The sequence below is a fragment of the Actinocrinis sp. genome, from assembly GCF_035605935.1.
In the GTDB taxonomy this organism is placed as follows: Bacteria; Actinomycetota; Actinomycetes; order Streptomycetales; family Catenulisporaceae; genus Actinocrinis.
Genome location: NZ_DATNGK010000056.1, coordinates 1 through 21688 on the forward strand (window position 1 = coordinate 1; position 21688 = coordinate 21688).

14 protein-coding genes and 1 pseudogene are annotated in these 21688 nt (G+C 69.0%); all 15 read left to right on the plus strand.

All coding sequences use genetic code 11. The features are described 5' to 3' along the window. Positions 1-2606 (plus strand): response regulator (locus VN779_RS04560; protein ID WP_325720431.1); only part of this gene is annotated, 2606 nt, incomplete at its 5' end. Positions 2607-2672: 66 nt separating this feature from the next. Next, a complete protein-coding gene (locus VN779_RS04565; RefSeq protein WP_325720433.1) occupies positions 2673-3320 on the plus strand; it encodes a response regulator in 648 nt (215 codons plus the stop codon). Positions 3321-3388: 68 nt separating this feature from the next. After that, positions 3389-6100, plus strand: coding sequence for an FtsK/SpoIIIE family DNA translocase (locus VN779_RS04570; RefSeq protein ID WP_325720436.1), 2712 nt, complete (start codon positions 3389-3391; stop codon positions 6098-6100). 225 nt (positions 6101-6325) lie between these two features. Then, positions 6326-7387: a helix-turn-helix domain-containing protein gene (locus tag VN779_RS04575; RefSeq protein ID WP_325720438.1), complete on the plus strand. Its 1062-nt coding sequence runs from the start codon at positions 6326-6328 to the stop codon at positions 7385-7387. 91 nt (positions 7388-7478) lie between these two features. Beyond that, the gene (gene rimO / locus VN779_RS04580) at positions 7479-8996 is read left to right on the plus strand and encodes a 30S ribosomal protein S12 methylthiotransferase RimO (protein ID WP_325720440.1); all 1518 of its coding nucleotides are present in this window, start codon (positions 7479-7481) and stop codon (positions 8994-8996) included. Next, positions 8993-9748 (plus strand): CDP-diacylglycerol--glycerol-3-phosphate 3-phosphatidyltransferase, encoded by a 756-nt coding sequence (gene pgsA / locus VN779_RS04585; protein ID WP_325720442.1) that lies wholly within the window; start codon positions 8993-8995, stop codon positions 9746-9748. The genes rimO and pgsA overlap by 4 nt, the downstream gene beginning before the upstream one ends. 59 nt (positions 9749-9807) lie before the next feature. Beyond that, complete coding sequence (locus VN779_RS04590; RefSeq protein ID WP_414639578.1) at positions 9808-10290, plus strand: CinA family protein; 483 nt, start codon at positions 9808-9810, stop codon at positions 10288-10290. A 226-nt stretch (positions 10291-10516) separates the two neighbouring features. Next, positions 10517-10825: pseudogene (locus tag VN779_RS26305) on the plus strand (helix-turn-helix domain-containing protein); the annotation flags it as partial. Between the two features lie 517 nt (positions 10826-11342). Continuing rightward, on the plus strand, positions 11343-12830 hold the full coding sequence (gene hflX / locus VN779_RS04600; protein WP_325720449.1) for a GTPase HflX: 1488 nt from the start codon (positions 11343-11345) through the stop codon (positions 12828-12830). A gap of 196 nt (positions 12831-13026) precedes the next feature. Continuing rightward, positions 13027-14400, plus strand: a complete 1374-nt coding sequence (locus VN779_RS04605) for a diaminobutyrate--2-oxoglutarate transaminase family protein (RefSeq protein WP_325720451.1) — start codon at positions 13027-13029, stop codon at positions 14398-14400. Then, positions 14397-15926 carry a pyridoxal phosphate-dependent decarboxylase family protein gene (locus tag VN779_RS04610; RefSeq protein ID WP_325720453.1) on the plus strand — a complete coding sequence of 510 codons (1530 nt, stop codon included), beginning with the start codon at positions 14397-14399 and terminating at the stop codon, positions 15924-15926. Before VN779_RS04605 ends, VN779_RS04610 begins: the two co-directional genes overlap by 4 nt. Positions 15927-15987: 61 nt before the next feature. After that, positions 15988-17793 (plus strand): IucA/IucC family protein, encoded by a 1806-nt coding sequence (locus tag VN779_RS04615; protein WP_325720455.1) that lies wholly within the window; start codon positions 15988-15990, stop codon positions 17791-17793. After that, positions 17790-18371: a GNAT family N-acetyltransferase gene (locus tag VN779_RS04620; RefSeq protein ID WP_325720457.1), complete on the plus strand. Its 582-nt coding sequence runs from the start codon at positions 17790-17792 to the stop codon at positions 18369-18371. Before VN779_RS04615 ends, VN779_RS04620 begins: the two co-directional genes overlap by 4 nt. Further along, positions 18368-19807 carry a lysine N(6)-hydroxylase/L-ornithine N(5)-oxygenase family protein gene (locus VN779_RS04625; protein ID WP_325720459.1) on the plus strand — a complete coding sequence of 480 codons (1440 nt, stop codon included), beginning with the start codon at positions 18368-18370 and terminating at the stop codon, positions 19805-19807. The genes VN779_RS04620 and VN779_RS04625 overlap by 4 nt, the downstream gene beginning before the upstream one ends. After that, complete coding sequence (locus VN779_RS04630) at positions 19737-21632, plus strand: IucA/IucC family siderophore biosynthesis protein (protein ID WP_325720461.1); 1896 nt, start codon at positions 19737-19739, stop codon at positions 21630-21632. The genes VN779_RS04625 and VN779_RS04630 overlap by 71 nt, the downstream gene beginning before the upstream one ends. Positions 21633-21688 lie beyond the last annotated feature (56 nt).

Consider the following 21688-nt stretch of genomic DNA (forward strand, 5'->3'; position numbering starts at 1 on the left):
GTATCGCCCGCGAGGTGGGTACCGAGGGCAAGCTGGGCGGCCAGGCCCGCGTGCCCGGCGTCGGCGGCACCTGGAAGGACCTGACCGACAACGTCAACGGGATGGCCAACAGCCTCACCAGTCAGGTCCGTAACATCGCGCAGGTCACCACGGCGGTGGCCCGAGGTGACCTGACCAAGAAGATCGACGTCGACGCCTCCGGCGAGATCCTGGAGCTGAAGACCACCATCAACACGATGGTGGATCAGCTCTCTGCGTTCGCCGACGAGGTCACCCGTATCGCCCGCGAGGTGGGTACCGAGGGCAAGCTGGGCGGCCAGGCGCGTGTGCCCGGCGTCGGCGGCACCTGGCAGGGCCTGACCGACAGCGTGAACCAGCTGGCCGGCAACCTGACCACCCAGGTGCGCGCGATCGCCGAGGTGGCCACCGCGGTGACCCGCGGCGACCTGACCCAGCTGATCGACGTGGAGACGGCCGGCGAGGTGGCCGAGCTCAAGGACAACATCAACCAGATGATCGCGAACCTGCGCGAGACCACCCGCCGCAACCAGGACCAGGACTGGCTCAAGGGCAACCTCGCCCGCATCAGTGGCCTGATGCAGGGCAAGCGGGACCTGCTTGCCGTCGCGCAGCTGATCATGGCCGAGCTGACCCCGGTGGTCAACGCCCAGCACGGCGCCTTCTACCTGCGCGAATTCGACTCGGTACGGATGCTGGCCGGATACGGCCGGCTCACCGCACCGCCCGGCGAGAACGGCAGCCCGGCGCCGATCCGGTTCCGCGTCGGCGAGGGCCTGGTCGGACAGGCCGCGGACCAGCGCACCCCGATCCTGGTGGAGGAGGTCCCGTCGGGCTACGTGCCGATCTCCACCGGACTGGGGACCGCGCCGCCGGCCTCGCTGATCGTGCTGCCGGTGCTGTTCGAATCACAGGTGCTCGCGGTTATCGAGTTCGCCTCCTTCCACAAGTTCACCGAGATCCAGCTGGCCTTCCTCGACCAGATCGTGGAGACCATCGGCGTGACCGTGAACACCATCATGGCCAACAGCGTGACCGAGGACCTGCTGATCAAGTCGCAACAGCTGACCGCGCAGCTCGAGGACCGCTCCGAGGAACTGCAGCGCCAGCAGGAGGAACTGCGCCACTCCAACGCGGAACTCGAGGACAAGGCGGCGCTGCTGGCCAGGCAGAACAAGGACATCGAGGTCAAGAACTCCGAGATCGAGCAGGCGCGTCAGGCCCTTGAGGAACGCGCCGACCAGCTGGCGCTGGCCTCGAAGTACAAGTCCGAGTTCCTGGCCAACATGTCGCACGAGCTGCGTACCCCGCTCAACAGCCTGCTTATTCTCGCCAGGCTGCTCGCGGACAACAACGACGGCAACCTCAGCGACAAGCAGGTCGACTTCGCCGAGACCATCCACTCAGCGGGCTCCGACCTGCTCGGCCTGATCAGCGACATCCTGGACCTGTCCAAGATCGAGGCGGGCCGGATGGACGTACAGGCCGCGCCGATAGCGGTCAGCACCCTGGTCGAGTATGTCGAGGCCACCTTCCGCCCGCTCACCGTGGAGAAGGGCCTTGACTTCAACATCAGGCTCGATCCGAAGGTCCCGGCGGAACTGCACACCGACGAGCAGCGGCTCCAGCAGATCCTGCGCAACCTGCTGTCCAACGCGGTGAAGTTCACCGAGCAGGGCTCGGTCGAACTGCGGGTCACCGTGGAGGACACCGTCCCGCTCGGCCCCGCGATCGAGGGCGAGGCCGGCTCGGCCACCGCGCCGCAGCGAGCGATCGCGTTCACCGTCGCGGACACCGGGATCGGCATCGCCGAGGAGAAGCTGCGCATCATCTTCGAGGCCTTCCAGCAAGCGGACGGCACGATCAGCCGCAAGCACGGCGGCACCGGACTCGGCCTTTCCATCAGCCGGGAGATCGCGCACCTGCTCGGCGGCAACATCACCGTGGGTTCCACGCTCGGGCGCGGCTCGGTCTTCACCCTCTACCTGCCGACGGATCAGAACCCTGAATCCACTGGCGCGCACCGTCCGGTCGGCGCGCGGCTGCCCGAGCAGCGCGGCGTGGTCGACGCGCACAGCATGGAGAAGGCGCTGGCCGGCAGCGCGGCCCGGGACCGCGGCAAGGCCAACGGCAAGATGTTCAGCGGGCGTGATGCGGCTCGTGACGAGGCGCAGCGCTTCACAGGACGCTTCAACGGTGAGACCGTTCTCATCGTGGACGACGACGTGCGCAACGTCTTCGCCCTCACCAGTGTGCTGGAACAGCGCGGACTCTCGGTCCGCTACGCGGAGAACGGCCGCGAGGGTATCGACGTACTCGAACGCGCCGACCACATCGACCTGGTGCTGATGGACATCATGATGCCGGAGATGGACGGCTATGCGACGATGGCGGCGATCCGGCGGATGGACCGGTTCGCGCAGCTGCCCATCATCGCGCTGACCGCGAAGGCGATGCACGGCGACCGGGAGAAGGCGCTGGAGGCCGGAGCCTCCGAGTACGTGACGAAACCGGTAGACATAGACCAGCTTCTCGGCCTGATCAGGAGCTGGCTCAATGCCGAGGAGGACGGTCGACCGGTACGGTAGACCGATCGCGGAAACGAACAGGCGGCCGCGGAACCCGGCCGCCGCTGACGGAAGGCGACGCAGCGAGTGGCAGACCGGGCGAAGATCCTGCTGGTCGACGACCGGCCAGAGAACCTGACGGCCCTCGAGGCCGTGCTCGGCGCGCTCGACCAGACGCTGGTGCGTGCGGGTTCCGGCGAGGAGGCACTAAAGGCACTGCTCACCGACGAGTTCGCGGTGATCCTGCTGGACGTCCAGATGCCAGGCCTCGACGGCTTCGAGACCGCCGCGCACATCAAGCGCAGGGAACGTACGAAGGACATTCCCATCATCTTCCTGACCGCGGTTTCCAACGGTCCGCATCACACCTTCCGCGGTTACGCGGCCGGCGCCGTCGATTACCTCTCCAAGCCCTTCGACCCGTGGATCCTGCGGGCCAAGGTCTCCGTGTTCGTCGAACTGCACCGCAAGAACCAACTGCTGAAGGAACAGGCCGCGCTGTTGGCGCACCGCCTCGTGGACGCGAGCGAGGCTCCGGAGGCGGACAACGGTTCGCAGCTTGTCGCCGAGCTGTCGGCGCGGCTGGCCGCGGTCGAGGAGCACGCCCGCACCCTGGAGAAGCTGGCCGGTGACGCGGAACGCGAGTCGGTGCCTCGCGAGGAACTGGCCACCACGGTGGACGTGCTCAGCACGCGACTTTCCCGGTTGCGCTCCGCGATAGACGCCCTGGCCTGACGGTGCTTCAGGCTCCGCTCCGGCGCGGCAACACGCCTCGGCGTTGATCTTCCGCTAGCCTTCCGAGCATGGCGACCTCTGCCCGAACGCCTTCGACCCGGCAGAAGAAGACGGGTTCGGATACGGGCATGTCCGCAACGGGGGATGGCACGGGCAAAGGCAGCTCGGCACGCAACAGCAGCACGAAGAATGGCCGCACCGCCAGCGGTGCGAAGGGGAAGAGCGGCGCGGCGGGTAAGGCGAGCGCGGCCCGGCGTACCGCGAACAACGCCGCAGGCACCAAGACCAAGGGCGGCTCGACTCGGGCCCGGCGGGCCAACCCGTCGAGGCCGGTGACCAAGGGACCGTTCGAGCTGTTCTGGCAGGGCATCGCGGTCGCCATATCCCTGGTCTGGATGGGCGTCGCCCGCTCGGCCGGACACCTGTTTCGCCGCGCCGGATCCGGCGCCCGCAATCTGCACCCCGACCACCGCCGCGACGGCCTCGGCCTCGGCCTGCTGGCCGCCGCCCTGATCGTCGGGGCCGCGGTCTGGCACCAACTGTCCGGCAAGGTCGGCAGCGCCCTGATCACCGTGATCACCGGCGGCGTCGGCGTCCTGGACAAGCTGGTCCCGCTCGTCCTGGTCGGCCTGGCCATCAGGGTCATGCGGCACCCGAGGGAAACCACGCAGGAGGCCGGCCGGATCGCCATCGGCTTGACCTTCCTGACGCTCGGCGTCGCCGGGCTCGTACACATCGCCCGCGGTGCGCCCACGCCCTCGATGGGGGCGCGAGCTATGCGCCACGGCGGCGGGTGGCTCGGTTATCTGGTCTCCGCGCCGATTTCCTCGGTGCTCTCGCAGTGGCTTGCGGTACCGCTGCTCCTGATCGTCATCGCGTTTGGACTGCTGGTTACCACGGCGACGCCGGTGTACCGCATCCCGGACCGGCTGCGCACCTTGCGCTTCAAGGCCGACGCGATGCTGTACCGCATCCTGCGCGGCACGCCGCCGCCTGATCAGATGCCTACCGTCGTCGAGGACGATCCGACCGATCTGCCACGCCCACCGCGACAGCCTAGGCGCCGCAAAGCAGGGCCCATCGATCCCACCCTCGACCCGGCGGACGGCCTGCCGCTCGGCGATCCGGTGCCGGGTCTCGATCCCGACGCTGATCCGGGCGAGGCCGAGCCCACCGTCGTGCTGCCCTTCCCGACCCAGGAACGTAAGCCGGCACGCGGCGGAACTCAGCCTCCGGCCAAGGCGGGAAGCCGCTCGCAGAGCTCTGACGTGCCCGCCGTGCCGCGGGTCGAGCAGCTGACCCTCTCCGGCGACGTCGTCTACCAGCTGCCCGCCCCGGACCTGCTGGCCAAGGGCGTCCCGCTGCGGGTGCGGTCCAGGGCCAACGATCAGGTCGTCGAACAGCTCACCAGCGTCTTCGAGCAGTTCTCTGTCGACGCCCAGGTCACCGGGTTCACCCGCGGCCCGACGGTGACCAGGTACGAGGTCGAACTCGGCCCGGCGGTCAAGGTGGAGCGGATCACCGCCTTGTCGAAGAACATCGCCTACGCGGTGGCCTCGGCTGACGTGCGGATCCTCTCGCCGATCCCGGGCAAGCAGGCCATCGGCATCGAGATCCCGAACATGGACCGGGAGATGGTCTCGCTCGGCGACATCCTGCGCTCCGCGGGCGCCGTCGCGGACCACCACCCGATGCTGGTCGGGCTCGGCAAGGACGTCGAGGGCCGGGACATCACCGCGAACCTGACCAAGATGCCGCATATCCTGGTCGCCGGGGCCACCGGCGCGGGCAAGTCCACCTGTATCAACACGCTGATCACCTCGATCCTGATGCGGGCCACGCCGGACGAGGTGCGCATGGTCCTGGTGGACCCCAAGCGGGTCGAGCTGACCTCGTATGAGGGCATTCCGCACCTGATCACCCCGATCATCACCTCGCCGAAAAAGGCCGCCGAGGCCCTGCAGTGGGTCGTGCGGGAGATGGACCTGCGCTACGACGACCTGGCCGAGTCCGGCTTCCGGCACGTGGACGACTTCAACAAGGCGGTGCGCGCGGGCAAGCTCAAGCCGCTGCCGGGCAGCGAGCGCGAATACCGGCCGTACCCGTATCTCCTCGTCATCGTGGACGAGCTGGCCGACCTCATGATGGTCGCCCCGCGGGACGTCGAAGACTCGATCGTGCGCATCACCCAGCTGGCCCGCGCCGCCGGCATCCACCTCGTGCTGGCCACCCAGCGCCCGAGCGTGGACGTGGTGACCGGCCTGATCAAGGCGAACGTGCCCTCCCGGCTCGCCTTCGCCACCTCCTCGCTGGCCGACTCCCGGGTCATCCTGGACCAGCCCGGCGCGGAGAAGCTGGTCGGCAAGGGTGACGCGCTGTTCCTGCCGATGGGCGCCTCGAAACCGGTCCGGCTCCAGGGCGCGTACCTGGCGGACAAGGAGATCGAGGCGATCGTCAAGCACTGCAAGGAGCAGCTCAAGCCGGAGTACCGCCCGGACGTCATCGAGACGGCCGAGAAGAAGCGCGACATCGACGAGGAGATCGGCGACGATCTCGAGCTGCTGATCCAAGCCGCGGAGCTGGTGGTCTCCACCCAGTTCGGCTCCACCTCGATGCTCCAGCGCAAGCTGCGGGTCGGCTTCGCCAAGGCGGGCCGCCTGATGGACCTGCTCGAGTCACGCGGCGTGGTCGGTCCCTCCGAGGGCGCCAAGGCCCGCGACGTCCTGATAAGACCGGACGACCTTCAGCAACTGCTTGACTCGCTTCAGCCGCAGCAATAACCCCCAGGGCGTGCCCCGAACGACAACGCCGCAGTGACGGATCGCTGCCTCGCGCGTTAGGCCGGGCGAAGGAAAGCCAATCGGGCGAAAGCGGGTGGCCGGAGGGGAGGGCCGCCGCCGGGCAGGGCATAGCTGTCCACAGACGCACGGCCGCGATCTCTGGAAGCACGGGCGCGGGCGGTGCGGCGCCGGAAAGTTCAGCGCACGACGAGAGGCGGGATCCAGGTGGCGCAGGAGCAGGGCGAGCAGCGGGATCCGCATCGGCTGATCGGCGAACGGCTCCAGCGGGCGCGTTTGGCCGCCGGACTCACCGCGCGTCAGATCAGCGAGCGCACCCGTATCACGCCCGAAGTGCTGCACCGGATCGAAGTCGGCGAGTTCGCGCAGTGCGGCGGAGATGTATACGCACGTGGGCATATCCGTGCCTACGCCCAGGCCGTCGGCCTTGATCCCGCGCCGCTCCTCGCCGAATACGGTGCGATCCGGCTGCCCCCGCTGACGAAGCGTGACCTGCGCAAGCCCCGCGTCGCCGCACAGCCCGCGAAGGAGGCGGTCGGTACCGCACCACGCGGTGCGCAGAAGGCAGCAGCGCAGCGGGCACGCTCGGTGCTGCCGACGATCGTGCCGGGAGCGGTGCCGTCTCTCGTACCGATGGCGGGCGCGACCCCACCGCCCGAGCTGCCCCCGCTCAGGCACCGGCGCCGCGGCGACTTCACCGACGCCGACGCCGGTTCAGCTGCCGCACTCATCGCCGGGAGCGACGGGCCGCCGGTCAACGAGCGCCCGGCCGCGTTTCTCGCGGGCGCCAAGACCCCGGCCAAGTCCGGGGCCAACTGGTCGCTCGCGCTGATCGGCGCGCTCGCCGCGGTCGGGCTGGTCGCCGCGGTGCAACTGTGGCCGAGCAGTTCCGGCGGGGCCGCGCACGCCGCGGCGGGTTCTGCCGCCGCGGGCTCGAGCCACACGCAGCCGAAGGTCGCGCCGGTCAAGCACCCCGCGGCCGTCGCTCCCACGCCCTCGGCAGTGCCCACGCCCAAGACGGTTGATCTGCGCGTCGTCGCGGGTAAGGCGCCCAGCTGGCTCGGCGTCACCAACGCGGCCGGGCAGCAGCTGTTCTGGAACATCCTGCAGCCGGGTCAGTCTCAGGAGTTCACCGACGCGAACAAGCTCGACGTCATCGTTGGCGACGCATCCGCCGTGGATCTCGTCGTGAACGGGCACAACCTCGGCGCGCAAGGCAGCTCCGGGCAGGTATTCCGCGCCTCGTACAACCCACAGTCCGGCAATTAACGCACTGAGCAGCGTCGTTCCGCGCTAGTGCTTCGGCGCTACTTCCTACACGCGGCCTAGGCACCGGACGTCTCCCGATACCCTTGTGGACATGTCCAGCACTGTGCCCACGGACCTCGGGGGCCGCACCGTCGCCCTGATCACCCTCGGCTGCGCCCGCAACGACGTCGACTCCGAGGAGCTGGCGGGCCGACTCGCGGCTGAGGGCTGGAGCCTCGTCGACGACCCGGCGGCCGCCGAGGTCGCGGTCGTCAACACCTGCGGCTTCGTCGACGCCGCCAAGAAGGACTCGATCGACACGCTGCTGTCCGCCGCCGACCTGAAGGGCAACGGCGTCACCAAGGCCGTCGTCGCGGTCGGCTGCCTCGCGGAGCGCTACGGCGTGCAGCTCGCCGAGGAACTGCCCGAGGCGGACGCTGTCCTCGGGTTCGATCAGTACCAGCAGATCGGTGACCGGCTGCGCACGATCCTTGGCGGCGGGCACGTTGCGTCGCACACGCCCTCCGACCGCCGCAAGCTGCTGCCGCTGACACCGGTCGAGCGCGCGGCGGCGACGGGGTCCGTGTCTGTGCCTGGTCACGGCGAGCCGGTAATCCGTTCAGGCATCGCCGATCTCCCTGACGGCGTCGCACCGGCGTCCGGGCCGCGTGCCCTGCGTCGTCGCCTCGGCGATGGCCCCTCCGCCGCTTTGAAGCTGGCCTCAGGCTGCGACCGCCGATGTTCTTTCTGCGCTATCCCGTCCTTCCGCGGCGCGTTCCTCTCCCGCCGCCCCGCCGACATCCTGGCCGAGGCGCGGTGGCTCGCCGAGCAGGGAGCGCGTGAAATCGTGCTGGTCAGCGAGAACTCCACCTCCTACGGCAAGGATCTCGGGGACATCCGGCTGCTGGAGACCCTGCTGCCGGAACTCGCCGCGATCGACGGCCTCGACTGGATCCGCGTCTCCTATCTTCAGCCGGCCGAGACGCGCCCGAGCCTGATCGACGCGATGGCGGCCACGCCCAAGGTGGTGCCCTACTTCGATCTGTCCTTCCAGCACAGCGCCCCGGATGTACTGCGCCGGATGCGGCGTTTCGGCGACACCGAGCGCTTCCTCGACCTGCTCGGCTCGATCCGGGAGAAGTTGCCGCAGGCCGGCGCGCGCTCGAACTTCATCGTCGGCTTCCCCGGCGAGAGCGAGGCCGACTACAAGGAGCTGGAGGGCTTCCTGACCGAGGCGAGGCTCGACGCGATCGGGGTCTTCGGCTACTCGGATGAGGACGGCACCGAGGCCGCCGGTTTCGAGGGGAAGCTGGACCAGGATGAGATCGACGAGCGGGCCGCGAGGCTGTCCGAGCTGGCCGAGGAGCTGACCGCGCAGCGCGCCGCCGAACGGATCGGCGAGCGGATCGAGGTACTGGTCGAGCGGGTCGAAGCCGGCGGTCACGAAGTCGCCGGCGGTCAGGATGGAGAACAGGCCGAAATTGAGGGCCGCGCGGCTCAGCAGGGACCGGAGACCGACGGCTCGGTACGCCTCATCGGCCAGGCCGCGGCCGGGCTACGCGTCGGCGCGTTGATTAGCGCGCTCGTCGTGGACAGCGACGGGGTCGACCTCGTCGCGGAGTTGGTGTGACCGCCCCGGCGCAGCCTCCGGCCGTCGCGGGTGGGCCACCGGACCGCGAGGTCGAGCGCGCCGCCGTGCCGCTGTGGAACATCGCCAACATCCTGACCCTCGTCCGGCTCGCGCTGGTGCCCGTCTTCGCGGTGCTGCTCCTGCACGCCGATGGCCGGGAGACCTGGTGGCGGCTGGCCGCGGCGGTCGTGTTCATGATCGCCTCGTTCACCGACCGGCTCGACGGTCAGCTGGCCCGCGAGCGCGGCCTGATCACCGACTTCGGCAAGATCGCCGACCCGATCGCGGACAAGGCGCTGATGGGCACGGCGCTGGGCGCGCTCAGCGCCCTCGGCATGCTGTGGTGGTGGGTCACCGTGGTGATCCTTGTGCGCGAATTCGGCATCACGCTGCTGCGCTTCTGGGTGATCAAGTACGGCGTCATCGCGGCGAGCCGGGGCGGAAAGCTCAAGACGCTGCTGCAGGCTCTGGCCATCTGGATCTACGTGCTGCCGCTCGGTGCCGTGCCCGGTCTGGCCTGGCTGACCTGGGTGAGCACCGTGATCATGGCGGCTGCGCTGGCGGTGACCGTGGTGACCGGCGGCGATTACGTGCGCCAGGCCATTCGGCTGCGGCGATCGGCCGGCACCGGCGCTGGGGCGGGCGCGGGCCATGGCAGCGTGACCGTGGAACTTAGCGCTCAGGGAGAACCGGCTCCTTCCGGCGCGTCGGACGCCGACGGCGCCGAGGCGGCGGAACGTGCGGCCAAGTGACCGACGGCTCGTACCACCCCGAACCTAACCCGGCTCAGCTGGCGGACCTGGCCGAGCAGGTGCTCGCCCGCGCCCGCTACCTGCGCTTGACCGTCGCCGTCGCCGAATCGCTCACGGGAGGACAACTCGCCGCCGCTCTCACCGCCGTGCCCGGAGCGTCGGCCGTCTTCCGCGGCTCCGTTACCGCATACGCGACCGACCTAAAGGCAGCAGTCCTCGGCGTTGACGGCATCCTGCTCGATCAGGTCGGTGCGGTACACGGCGAGGTGGCCAGCCAGATGGCCGAGGGCGTGCGCCGCTTATGCCGCGCCGACCTCGGCTTGGCGACCACCGGCGTCGCCGGGCCGGAACCGCAGGACGGTCAGCCGGTCGGTACCGTCTTCGTCGCGGTCGCCGGTCAGGAAGGAGTCGAGTTCGAGCAATGCCGCTTCGGCGTCGGCGACGGCGCCCCCGCACAGGATCGAGCCCGTATCCAGCACCTCTCCGTCGCCGCTACGTTACAACTGACGTTGCGTTATCTCGGTATGCGGACCGGAAGTTAACGGGTCAACAAAAGATTCCCAGCTTTCGCATGAACCGGCCGCTGGCGTGGCACGTCTCAGAGTGAGTACCCGCTCGCTGGAGTCCGGGAATAGCCGCAGGACGCTTAGCGGTTGCGTACGGTTGTAGTGCCGGTTCAGCTTTCACCGCCCGCGGTGAAGGCGGCGGCGCGAGCCGCCGAAAGCGGGTACGGTGGCGAGAAGACCTAGTGAGGGAGGGAGCGACGACATGATCCTCATCCGTCGCCTGCTCGGCGAGGTGCTGCGGCGCAAGCGGCAGGACGAGGGGCGCACGCTGCGCCAACTCGCCGCCGAAGCGCGGATCTCGCCGGGATACCTCTCCGAGATCGAACGGGGCCAGAAGGAACCGTCCTCAGAGCTGCTCGCCGCCATCTGCGACGCGCTCGACATCAAGCTGTCCGACCTGCTGCGCGAGGTCTCGGTCGACATGGCCGCCGCCGAGCTGGCCGCGCGGATCGAGGCGGAGCGGATCGGCGCGTCCATCACCGGTACGGCGTCGGTGCCCCAGGCCCGCGTCGGTGCGACGCCGGTCAAGAGCGTCGCGCTGGCGAAGCCGGTGGCGCGCACCGTGGCCCGTCCCGGCGCCCGTCCGGCGCCGCGTCCGGTCACCCGCCGCGTTCCGCCGCCGGTCGCCACCGGCAGCGCCCCGGTACCGAGCGCGGTACTCGCGCAGACCGTGCTGGACTCGACGTCGCGGCTCGGCGACGCGCCGACCGTCCCGACCAAGACCGCCGCCTCCCGCGCCGCGATGGGTCCGATGACCCCGCTCGGCCCGGTCGCCAACGTCGGCATGGCCGGCGGCCATGTCCTGCCGGGCGAGGGCGAGATCATGTTCGCCTTCCCGCTGATGAATCTCGGCGACTTGGCGCTGCGATAGCCGCATCATCCGTTACGACGGCGGCCGACGGGTATGCGTTACCCGTCGGCCGCCGCAGTTCGTGATTACTCATAAATCGGTCGCTCGGCCCGATTCGGCCGTGCGACCATCGAGAGGCAAGGCCGCCCGAAGCGGCGGACGCCTCTGAAGGGAAGATATGACCAACTCGCGCCACCTCGTAAATCAGAGCAGCACCGACGAGGAGGAGCGTTACGGCGTCGATCCCCGCTACGGTGCTGATCCGCAAGATGTAAACGACCCCAGCGCCGACGGTTATGACGGCGACCAACTCGACTTGGCCGACCGCCAGTCGCTGCGCCGGGTCGCCGGGCTCTCCACCGAGCTCGAGGACGTCACCGAGGTCGAATACCGGCAGCTTCGCCTCGAGCGGGTAGTGCTGGTCGGGGTCTGGAACTCCGGGACCGCGGCCGACGCCGACGCCTCGCTGCGGGAACTGGCCGCGCTCGCCGAGACAGCCGGCTCGCAGGTCCTCGAAGGCGTCACCCAGCGCCGCGACCGGCCTGACCCGTCGACCTACATCGGTTCCGGCAAGGCCCGTGAGCTGCGCGAGATCGTCGCCTCCTCCGGGGCGGACACCGTCATCTGCGACGGCGAGCTGACCCCGGCCCAGCTGATCCACCTGGAAGACGTGGTCAAGGTCAAGGTCGTGGACCGCACGGCGCTGATCTTGGACATCTTCGCCCAGCACGCCCGCTCCCGGGAGGGCAAGGCGCAGGTCGCCCTGGCCCAAATGCAGTACATGCTGCCCCGGCTGCGTGGTTGGGGTCAGTCGCTCTCCCGGCAGATGGGTGGCGGCGGTACCTCAGGCGGCGGCGGGATCGCCACCCGCGGTCCTGGTGAGACGAAGATCGAGCTGGACCGGCGGCGGATCCGGGAGAAGATGGCCCGCATGCGCCGGGAGCTGGCCGACATGGGCAAGTCCCGGTCGACCCAGCGCCAGGAGCGCCGGCGCGGCGCGGTACCGGCGGTGGCTCTGGCCGGTTACACCAACGCCGGCAAGTCTTCGCTGCTCAACCGGATCACCGGAGCCGGAGTGCTGGTGGAGGACGCGCTGTTCGCCACCCTGGACCCGACTGTGCGCCGGGCGCAGACCTCCGGCGGCCGCGCCTTCACCATCGCGGACACCGTCGGATTCGTCCGGCACCTGCCGCACCTGCTGATCGACGCCTTCCGCTCCACGCTGGAGGAGGTCGCCGACGCCGACCTGATCCTGCACGTGGTCGACGTGTCCGATCCGGACCCGGAGGGCCAGATCGCCGCGGTGCGTGAGGTGCTCGGGGAGATCGGCGCCGCGAAGGTGCCCGAGATCGTGGTGCTCAACAAGGCGGACGCGGCCGACCCGGAGACGGTGGCCCGGCTGCTGCGCCGCGAACCGCACTCGGTGCTGGTCTCGGCCCGCACCGGGGAGGGCATCGACAAGTTGCTCGCCGCGGTCGAGGCGGACCTGCCGAGGCCGGCGATCGAGGTCGACGCGCTGGTGCCCTACGGCCGGGGCGACCTGATCGCGCGGGTGCACTCGACCGGTGAGCTGCTGAGCGAGACGCACCTTGAGTCGGGAACCCGGATCGTCGCGCGGGTGGACGCCACCCTCGCGGCCGCGCTCGAAGAGTTCGCGGCGGTGTAACGCGCCGACGCTTCACAACGCTCCACCTCCGTCGCAGACCGGCCCGCGAGTCCTGACTCGCGGGCCGGTCTGCTCATCGCACGACTCACTCTTCGCGGTGACGTTCGGTTGACCTAGCGATCACTGTAGGTAAGGCTTACCTCACTTGATCGTCCGGCGCGGCTAGCCGGTCCGGGGTCCAGTGGGGAGTGGTGAGATGGCCGTCAGCAGCACCGCGATCCTGGATCGGCAGCGCGACCGCGAATCCGCGGCGCGCAGCTACGCGCGACACCTGCCGATCGTGCCGGTCCGCGCCGAGGGAATGACGATCTACGGCGCTGATGGCCGCGCCTACCTCGACTGCCTTTCCGGCGCGGGCGTCCTCGCGCTCGGCCACAACCATCCGGTCGCCGTAGCCGCCATCCGCCGAGTGCTCGACTCGGGTGCGCCACTGCACGTGCTCGACCTCGCGACGCCGATCAAAGACGAATTCACTGAGACGTTGCTTGGCATCCTGCCGCCAGACTTGGCCAGGGATGCGCGCATCCACTTCTGCGGGCCGTCCGGCGCAGACGCGGTCGAGGCGGCTATCAAGCTCGCCCGGATCGCCACTGGAAACACCGGGCTCATCGCGTTCACGGGCGCGTACCACGGCATGACCGCAGGCGCCTTGGCCGCTACGGGCAACAACGCGATCCGTATGCCGACGCGCGTTAACGACGCTGGCGTCACCCGCCTTCCCTATCCGCAGAGCTTTCGCTGCCCGTATGGCGTCGGCGGCGCGGAGGGCGCGCGAATCGCCACTGAGCAGTTGCGGCGGCTGCTCGACGATCCCGGCAGTGGCCTGACTCCTCCCGCAGCACTCATCGTCGAACCCGTACAAGGCGAAGGCGGAGTCATTCCAGCGCCTGACGAGTGGCTGCGTGCGGTACGAACGCAGAGCGCTGCACACGGGATCCCGCTGATCGCCGACGAGGTGCAGACAGGGCTGGCCCGCACCGGCGAATTGTGGGGAGTGGACCACGCGGGCGTCACACCGGACGTCATGGTCCTCTCGAAGGCCATCGGCGGCGGGTTGCCGCTCGCGGTGATCGCGTACCGCTCGTCACTCGACCTATGGGCCGAAGGAGCGCACACCGGCACGTTTCGCGGCCAACAGCTTGCTATGGCCGCAGGAACGGCAACGATCAGGTACGTGATGGAACACGACCTAAGCACTCGTGCCCGCAAATCGGGCGAAGAGATCCGTACCGCTTTCGAAGGGGCCGCCGACGAGCTGCCCGCGATCGGCGAGGTGCGCGGCCGCGGCCTGATGCTGGGCGTCGAACTGGTCGAACCGGACGGCGCGCCGGACGCGCTCGGCGCCCGCCCCGCCGCGCCTGAACTGGCCCACGCGGTTCGCGGCGCCGCGCTGAGCCGGGGCGTGCTGGTCGAACTCGGCGGCCGGCACGGAAGCGTCCTGCGCCTGCTGCCGCCGCTCACGATCACGGATTTGGAGGCCGAGCAGGTCGTCAGCCTGCTGATCGATTCGATCGAAGAAGCGCAGGGCCGGTACAGCAGGCTCCGGGCGCAGGCCGGTGCACGCGCATGACCGAGACCGAGATCGCGGCCGAGATCCCAAACGAGGTGCCGGCCCAGGTCGCATCCGCGATCCCAAGTGTGCGGACCGACGCAATCGAGCCCGCGGCGCCAGCGCGGGCCGATCGGCCGCTGCCGCCCGGCGGTCCCGCCGCGGTGGCCGAACGAGTCCGCGCCGCGCTCGGACCGGTGCTGCCCGAGCAGGGCCGGGGCCAAGCCGCCTTCGACGAACTCGCCGCACTCGTCGTCGCGGAGACCGTCCACGCCAGTCACCCACACACCGCCGCGCACCTGCACTGCCCGACGCTGCCGGTGGCCGTGGCCGCCGACACTCTGGTCGCCGCGCTCAATCCGTCGATGGACTCCTGGGATCAGTCCGCCGCGCCGAGCGTCATCGAGGACGAACTCATCCGTGCCCTCGCCGGACTCTGCTTCGGGGACCAAGCCACGCACCCGGGCGGGACCGTGACCACCGGCGGTAGCGAGTCGAATCTCATGGCCCTGCTGTTCGCCCGGGACGAGCTGATTCGCCGCGCCTACGACGTCGATCCGGCCGAGGACGGCATCCCCGGCTACGCCGCCGGTCGCCTGCGCATCCTCTGCTCGGCTGTCTCACACTTCTCCATCGCACGGTCCGCCGCGCTGCTCGGCCTAGGGGAGCGGGCCGTCGTTCCGGTACCGGTCGGCCCGGATCACCGCATGGATCCGCACGCCCTGGAGCGCATCGCGGCTCGGCTCGTTGGCGACGGCGACCGCATCGTCGCGGTGGTGGGAACGGCCGGAACGACCGACGCTGGCGCTATCGATCCGCTGGAGGACTGCGGCCGCGTGGCTCACAAATACGGGGCCTGGTTCCATATCGACGGTGCTTACGGCGGTGCGCTGATCTTCTCCGACGTGCGCCGTGACGCGCTGCACGGCGTTGCTACGGCTGACTCGGTGACACTGGACCTGCACAAGTTCGGCTGGCAGCCGATTCCGGCCGGGGTACTGCTGTGCCGCGACCGCGCCGCCTTCGGCACGCTGACCCGCCGCGTCGCCTACCTGTCAGCCCTCGACGACGAACGCGCCGGATACCCGAACCTGCTGGATCGCTCGCTGCGCACCACGCGCCGCGCCGACGCGATCAAGATCGTCGCTACGTGTCAGGCACTCGGCCGCTCAGGGCTTGACACCTTGATCGAACGCTGTTTCGCCCTCACGGCACACGCCGCGGCGGTACTGCGTGAGCACCCTGATTTCGAGCTCGACCGGGAACCTGGGCTGACGACCGTTCTGTTCCGCTACCGGGCCAAACACGGCGACCCGGACCTGGTCAACGCGGCGCTGCGTCGCAGGCTGCTGACGGAAGGCGCGGCCGTCATCGGACGAACCGAGCTACCGATAGTGAGCACCGCAGACGGGGCGGGCGGCCCGGCCCCATCCGGATCGCTGAGGCTCAAGCTGACTCTGGTCAATCCGGAGACGTCGAGCACCGATCTCGACCGGCTGATCGAGCTGATCGCCGCCGCGGGCGCGGCTGAGGACCAGCCCCGCTAGCCAGCCCAGCCCGAATTCAATGCAGCACCACACCAGCGAACGGTTTCCGGAGGACCTGCACGTGAGCCCGACGAGCCAATTGGCGCCCCTTGACGTCTCGCCGGAGACAGACGCGGTAGCGGACGCTGGGCCGGCGACCGGCCGGACCGTCGATCCGGCCACGTATCAGCGCGCGGCCGACCGGCTTACGGTGGAGGCGTTGCTGCGCTGCTGGATCCGCGAACGACGGCTCCCGCCGCCGAACGAAGGCGAACAGCTCACCGTCGACCTCGGCGACAGCATCCTGCGAGTCCCGGTGGAGTACTGGTCACGCACCGGGATTCACCGACTCGGAGCGGCGGCCGGACCGCTCGGACCGCTGAGCCCCGGCGCGCTGGCCCGACTGCTCGGCGAGGCGGCAGGCGCGAGCGGAGAAGGGCTCGAACAGCTCGTGCAGCGCGCCGTGGAATCCGCCGCACGCATTGCCGCGCATCTCGAGGCCAGGGCGACGATTCCGGCGCCCAGAGAGCCCGCCACGCCCTTCCTGGTCGCCGAGCAGGGCCTGCTGGCCGGGCACCCGCTGCACCCGACGCCGAAGAGCCGCGATGCGCTGACCGCGACTGAGGCCGCGCGCTACTCGCCCGAACTGCGCGGCTCGTTCCCGTTGCACTGGTTCGCCGCCGCGCCGGAACTCGTCGCGCATGACAGCGAACTCGGCCCCGCCACACCTGATCTCGCGGCTTTCCTCAGTGGTCTGACGAGGAGCGATGGCGACGACCGCGTGCTCGTGCCAGCGCATCCGTGGCAGGCGAACGCGTTGCTGCAGCGCGACAACGTCCGTGAGCTGATCGCCTCAGGACGCCTTGAACATCTCGGCGAGGCCGGCCCGACCTGGTATCCGACGTCATCCGTGCGCACCGTGTACCGGCCCGATCAGCCGGTCATGCTCAAGCTCTCGCTCGCGCTGCGCATCACCAACTCGCGGCGCGAGAATCTGCGCAAGGAACTGCTGCGCGGGGTCGAGGCGCACCGGCTGCTCTCCGGTCGGCTCGGCATGCAGCTGCTCACCGCTCATCCGGGCTTTCGCGCCCTCACCGACGCCGGGTTCCTAGCCGTGGACGGTGTACCAGGACTCGACGTCTCCTTCCGGCATTCGCCGTTCCGGCCGAGTGACCACGTGTTCTGCCTCGCCGCGCTCACCGACCTCGGCCGCGGTGCGATCGCGGCTGACGGGCACCCGCACGAACTGGCCGCGCATCTGCACAGCCTCGCCGCGACGGAAGGGCGGCCGGTGCGCGCCGTCGGCCTTGAGTGGTTTGCGCGATATGTGACCGCGCTGATCACGCCGCTGCTATGGCTCGACGCAGAGCACGGAGTGACGTTGGAGGCGCATCAACAGAACACCCTGATTCAGCTCGACGCCGCGGGCTATCCGGCTGCCGGCTGGTACCGCGATAATCAGGGATTTTACTATCGCGCCTCGCGGATCGCGCATCTCGAAGCGATCAGCGGGATCCGCGCGCTCGGGCAGGCCAGCGAGACGATCGTCGCCGACGACGTGGTCACCGAACGGCTGCTGTACTACGTCGGCATCAATAATCTGATGGGCGTCGTGGGGGCGCTCGGCTGCGCTCGGATCGCACCAGAGCGTGACCTGCTCGGTTTGGCGGCCGACCTGCTCGCGCCATTGCGCGGCCACCAGCCCGTTGACCTGCTGCTCGGCGCGAACATGTTGCGCTGCAAGGCGAACCTGCTCACCCGCGCCGCCAACTTGGACGAACTTATCGGCGACTTGGCCACGCAGTCGGTGTACGTCGAGTTCGCCAACCCCTTCGCAGGACTCTCACAGGAAGCCGGCGTCGGCACGTCGTTCGGAGGCGCCGCGTGACCGAACTACTCGCGGCTCCCGCCTGGTGGGACCTCTCCACCGCGGCCGGGCGGTTTACGCTTTGCCCGGTAAAAACCGACCGCGACCTCCTGCTCATCCACCGGTGGATGAACGATCCAGACGTTGCTCGCTATTGGGATCTACCGGGGCCGATCGAGCGGACGGCTGCGCATCTGGCCGAACAGCGAGCTTTTACGCACACCGAGCCCTACCTCGCGCGACTTTCCGGTCGACCGATCGGCTATTGGGAGCTGTATCGCGCAGCCGAAGACCGGCTGGCTGCATACTATCCGGCCCAAGGCGACGACCTTGGCGTCCACCTGCTTATCGGCGAATCGAACCTCCGCGGCGTCGGGCTCGGCGCCACGCTGCTTACGGCCCTCTGCGATGCGATCCAACGTGAGTCGCGTTGCCGCATCGTCGCAGAGCCCGACGAACGCAACGTCGCATCTGTGCGAGCTTTCCTGGCAGCAGGATTCCGGGCAACCGGGACTATCCAGCTGCCCGAGAAGCGGGCCACCCTCGTCATCCGCGACCTGCCGACGCGAGACGTGCAGATCAGGACCGACCCGGCATGACCTTCGAGCCCTGCTACGACCTGATCGGCATCGGTCTCGGCCCGTTCAACCTCGCGCTGGCCGCGCTGGCCGGCCCGGTCGCCGGCCTGCGCACACTCTTTCTGGACGAGAAGCCGCGCTTCGCTTGGCATCCCGGCATGATGGTCGACGGCGCGACACTCCAGGTGCCGTTCCTCGCCGACCTGGTAACCCTGGTCGATCCCACGAACCGGCATAGTTATCTGGCGTATCTGCGCGACACCGGCCGGCTATTCGAGTTCTACTTCGCCGAGCGGTTTCACATCCCTCGCGCTGAGTACGAGTCCTACTGCCGTTCGGTCGCCGAGTCGCTTCCAGCGTGCCGCTTCGGATTCCGAGTGACCGCAGTACATCAGGCCACATTGCCGGACGGCCGTGACGGTTTCACGGTGACGTTCGCTGGAGGCGGCGACAAAACCCACAGAGTGCTCGCCGCTAATGTCGTGCTCGGCATCGGCACAGAACCAATCGTGCCGGACTCACTGCGAGGGCTCTGGCGTGAGGCTGGTCCACTGGCGTGCCACAGCGCGCACTACCTCAACCACGCCAGCCTGATCCGCTCGGCCGACGACGTGACGGTGCTTGGCTCGGGCCAGTCCGGTGCGGAAGTTGTGCTCGACCTGCTACGCACCTGGCACCGTCCCGGCCACCGGTTGCGCTGGCTTACCCGCAGCGCCGCGTTCGAGCCGATGGAGTACTCGAAGCTCGGCCTCGAACACTTCACGCCCGATTACACCGACTATTTCCACGCCTTGCCTGCCGACGAGCGCGCCGCCCTGCTGTCGGGTCAGGGACGCCTGTACAAAGCCGTCTCCGCGGACACACTCGCTGCGATCCGCGACGAACTAGACGCGCGCTCGTTCAGGCACGGCGTCGCCGACACGGGAGTGACGCTCATGCCAGGGGTCGAAGCAGTCCGCGGCAATCGCTCCGATGACGTCCTCAGCCTCGCGCTAAGGCATCGCAGCACTGGTAGGGCGATGACCGTTCGCACCGAACGACTCGTACTTGCCACTGGCTACGCCCCGCGCAAGCCGGATTGCCTCGCACCGATCGATGCGCTCATCGAGCACGACTCAGAGGGCCGGTTCCGCATCGAGCGTGATCATCGTGTCCTCATGACTGGAACGCGCGCAGGCCTGTACGTACAGAATGCCGAGGTACACACGCACGGCGTTGGCACTCCAGACCTCGGCCTTGGCGCGTACCGCGCAGCGGAGATCCTCAACGCCGTAACCGGACGGCCGGTCTACCCGTTGCCCAGCCGTACCGCGCACATCGCGTTCGCCCCGACGGTGGCGGCAGCCGCCGATCCGGGCATCGCAATCGACCTGGAGGACCCCGGCCATGAGCAGCACCGCAGCCAGTACCAGCGGGCCGAGTCAGGCGGTTCCCGCACCGCCGTCCCCGCCCGCTGACCCCGAGCTGCGCTGGCGGCACGCAGGCCGAACGCTGCTGGCGAAGACCATCGCCGAACTCGCCTACGAGGAGCTTCTGGTTCCTGCGGTGCAGGAGGACGGCTGGCATGTCGTCCACCTCAGCGGTTCAGCGCAAGATCACGAGCGACTCAATGGACACGTGAGTGCAAGCGGCCTTGGGAATGGTCCCGGCGCCGCGACGACGACCTCAACCGAGTACCGTTTCCGTGCCGATCGGGGCGCGTATGGGTCCTGGTTCGTCGACCCCGGTTCCGTGCGCCGCAGCGGGCACCCCGCCGCCGACCCCCTCGCCTTCATCGCGGACGCCGCGCCCTCCCTCGGCCTCTCCGGCGAGACCGCAGGTCACCTCGTGCGTGAAATGGCCGCGACGCTCGCTGCCGACGCCCAGATCCTCGCCACCGCGACGTTAACCGCCGCAGAGCTAGCAGAGCTCGACTACGCACAGCTCGAAGGCCACCAGACCGGACACCCGTGGATCGCGTTCAACAAGGGACGCATCGGCTTCTCGTCGAGTGACACGCTGCGTTACGCGCCCGAGGCTCGCCAACCGGTCCGCTTGCCGTGGATCGCAGTACGCGACGATTTGGCGCATTACCAGGCTGTCCCCGGCTTGAGTGCGCGCCGCCTTTACACCGAGGAGCTGTCACCAGCGGCGCGTGTGCGGTTCGGTGCGGAGCTGATCAGGCGCAGCTGCAACCCGGCGCGTTACTGGTGGCTACCGATCCACCCGTGGCAGTGGGACGAGACGATTCAACCGCTATACGGAGCTGAGATTGCGTCAGCTCGCCTTGTGTACCTGGGCGAGGGCGACGACTCGTACCTGCCTCAGCAGTCGATCAGGACCTTTAGCAATGTCAGCGTGCCGCACCGGCGCCACGTGAAGCTCCCGCTGTCCATCCTCAACACGATGGTCTGGCGCGGTCTGCCTACTGACCGCACGCTCGCCGCACCGGCCCTCACGGCGTGGCTTCAGGGCATCGCGGCGAGCGACCCGTTCCTCACCGATGACTGCAAGGTGATCCTGCTCGGCGAAGTCGCATCCGTCACGGTCGACCACCCGGTGCTCGACCGCATCGACGCGGTCCCGTACCAGTACCGCGAATTGCTGGGAGCGATCTGGCGCGAACCGTTGCCGTCCGCGCTCCATGAGGGGGAGCGGGCCCGCACGCTTGCCTCGTTGCTGTCCTTCGGTGCGGATGGTCGGCCGCTTGTGGCCGAACTCGTCGCGCGATCCGGCCTCGATGCCCGGGCGTGGCTGGAACGCCTCTTCAGCGCCCTGCTGCCGCCGCTGCTGCGCTTCCTTTACGCCTACGGAACAGTGTTCTCGCCGCACGGGGAGAACGCGGTCGTGGTCTTTGACGAGCGCGACATTCCGGTGCGGCTGGCGGTCAAGGACTTCGTCGACGACGTCAACCTCGCCGCCGCCGATCTACCGGAACTCGCGGACCTACCGCAGCAGGTAGCGTCCGTGATGTTGCGCGAACAACCGGACTACCTCTGCCAATTCCTGCATAGCGGCCTGTTCATCGGACATTTCCGCTACCTGGCCCGGATCTGCGAACAGCAGCTCGAGGTCCCAGGCGCCGAATTCTGGTCCCTCGTTCGCGCGACAATCCGCGGGTACCAGAACAGGTTTCCGGAACATGCGGACCGTTACGCACTATTCGACCTCGGCAAGCGGCACATCGACCGGCTCTGCCTGAACCGCAACCGGCTGCTGCTCAACGGCTACCGCGATCGGCCGACTCGTCCGCACGTCGAGGCCCATGGCGTCGTCCCGAACCCACTCGCTCCGGTCGACTGACCGGCCGCGGACTCACGCCATGAACACCACGCCGCCGCCCGACCCGTCTTTGCCTC

Coding starts and splice junctions, on each gene's coding strand:
- VN779_RS04570 (WP_325720436.1), top strand. CDS start 3,389: ATGGCGACCTCTGCCCGAACGCCTTCGACCCGGCAGAAGAAGACGGGT.
- VN779_RS04625 (WP_325720459.1), top strand. CDS start 18,368: ATGACCTTCGAGCCCTGCTACGACCTGATCGGCATCGGTCTCGGCCCG.
- VN779_RS04610 (WP_325720453.1), top strand. CDS start 14,397: ATGACCGAGACCGAGATCGCGGCCGAGATCCCAAACGAGGTGCCGGCC.
- VN779_RS04630 (WP_325720461.1), top strand. CDS start 19,737: ATGAGCAGCACCGCAGCCAGTACCAGCGGGCCGAGTCAGGCGGTTCCC.
- hflX (WP_325720449.1), top strand. CDS start 11,343: ATGACCAACTCGCGCCACCTCGTAAATCAGAGCAGCACCGACGAGGAG.
- VN779_RS04605 (WP_325720451.1), top strand. CDS start 13,027: ATGGCCGTCAGCAGCACCGCGATCCTGGATCGGCAGCGCGACCGCGAA.
- rimO (WP_325720440.1), top strand. CDS start 7,479: ATGTCCAGCACTGTGCCCACGGACCTCGGGGGCCGCACCGTCGCCCTG.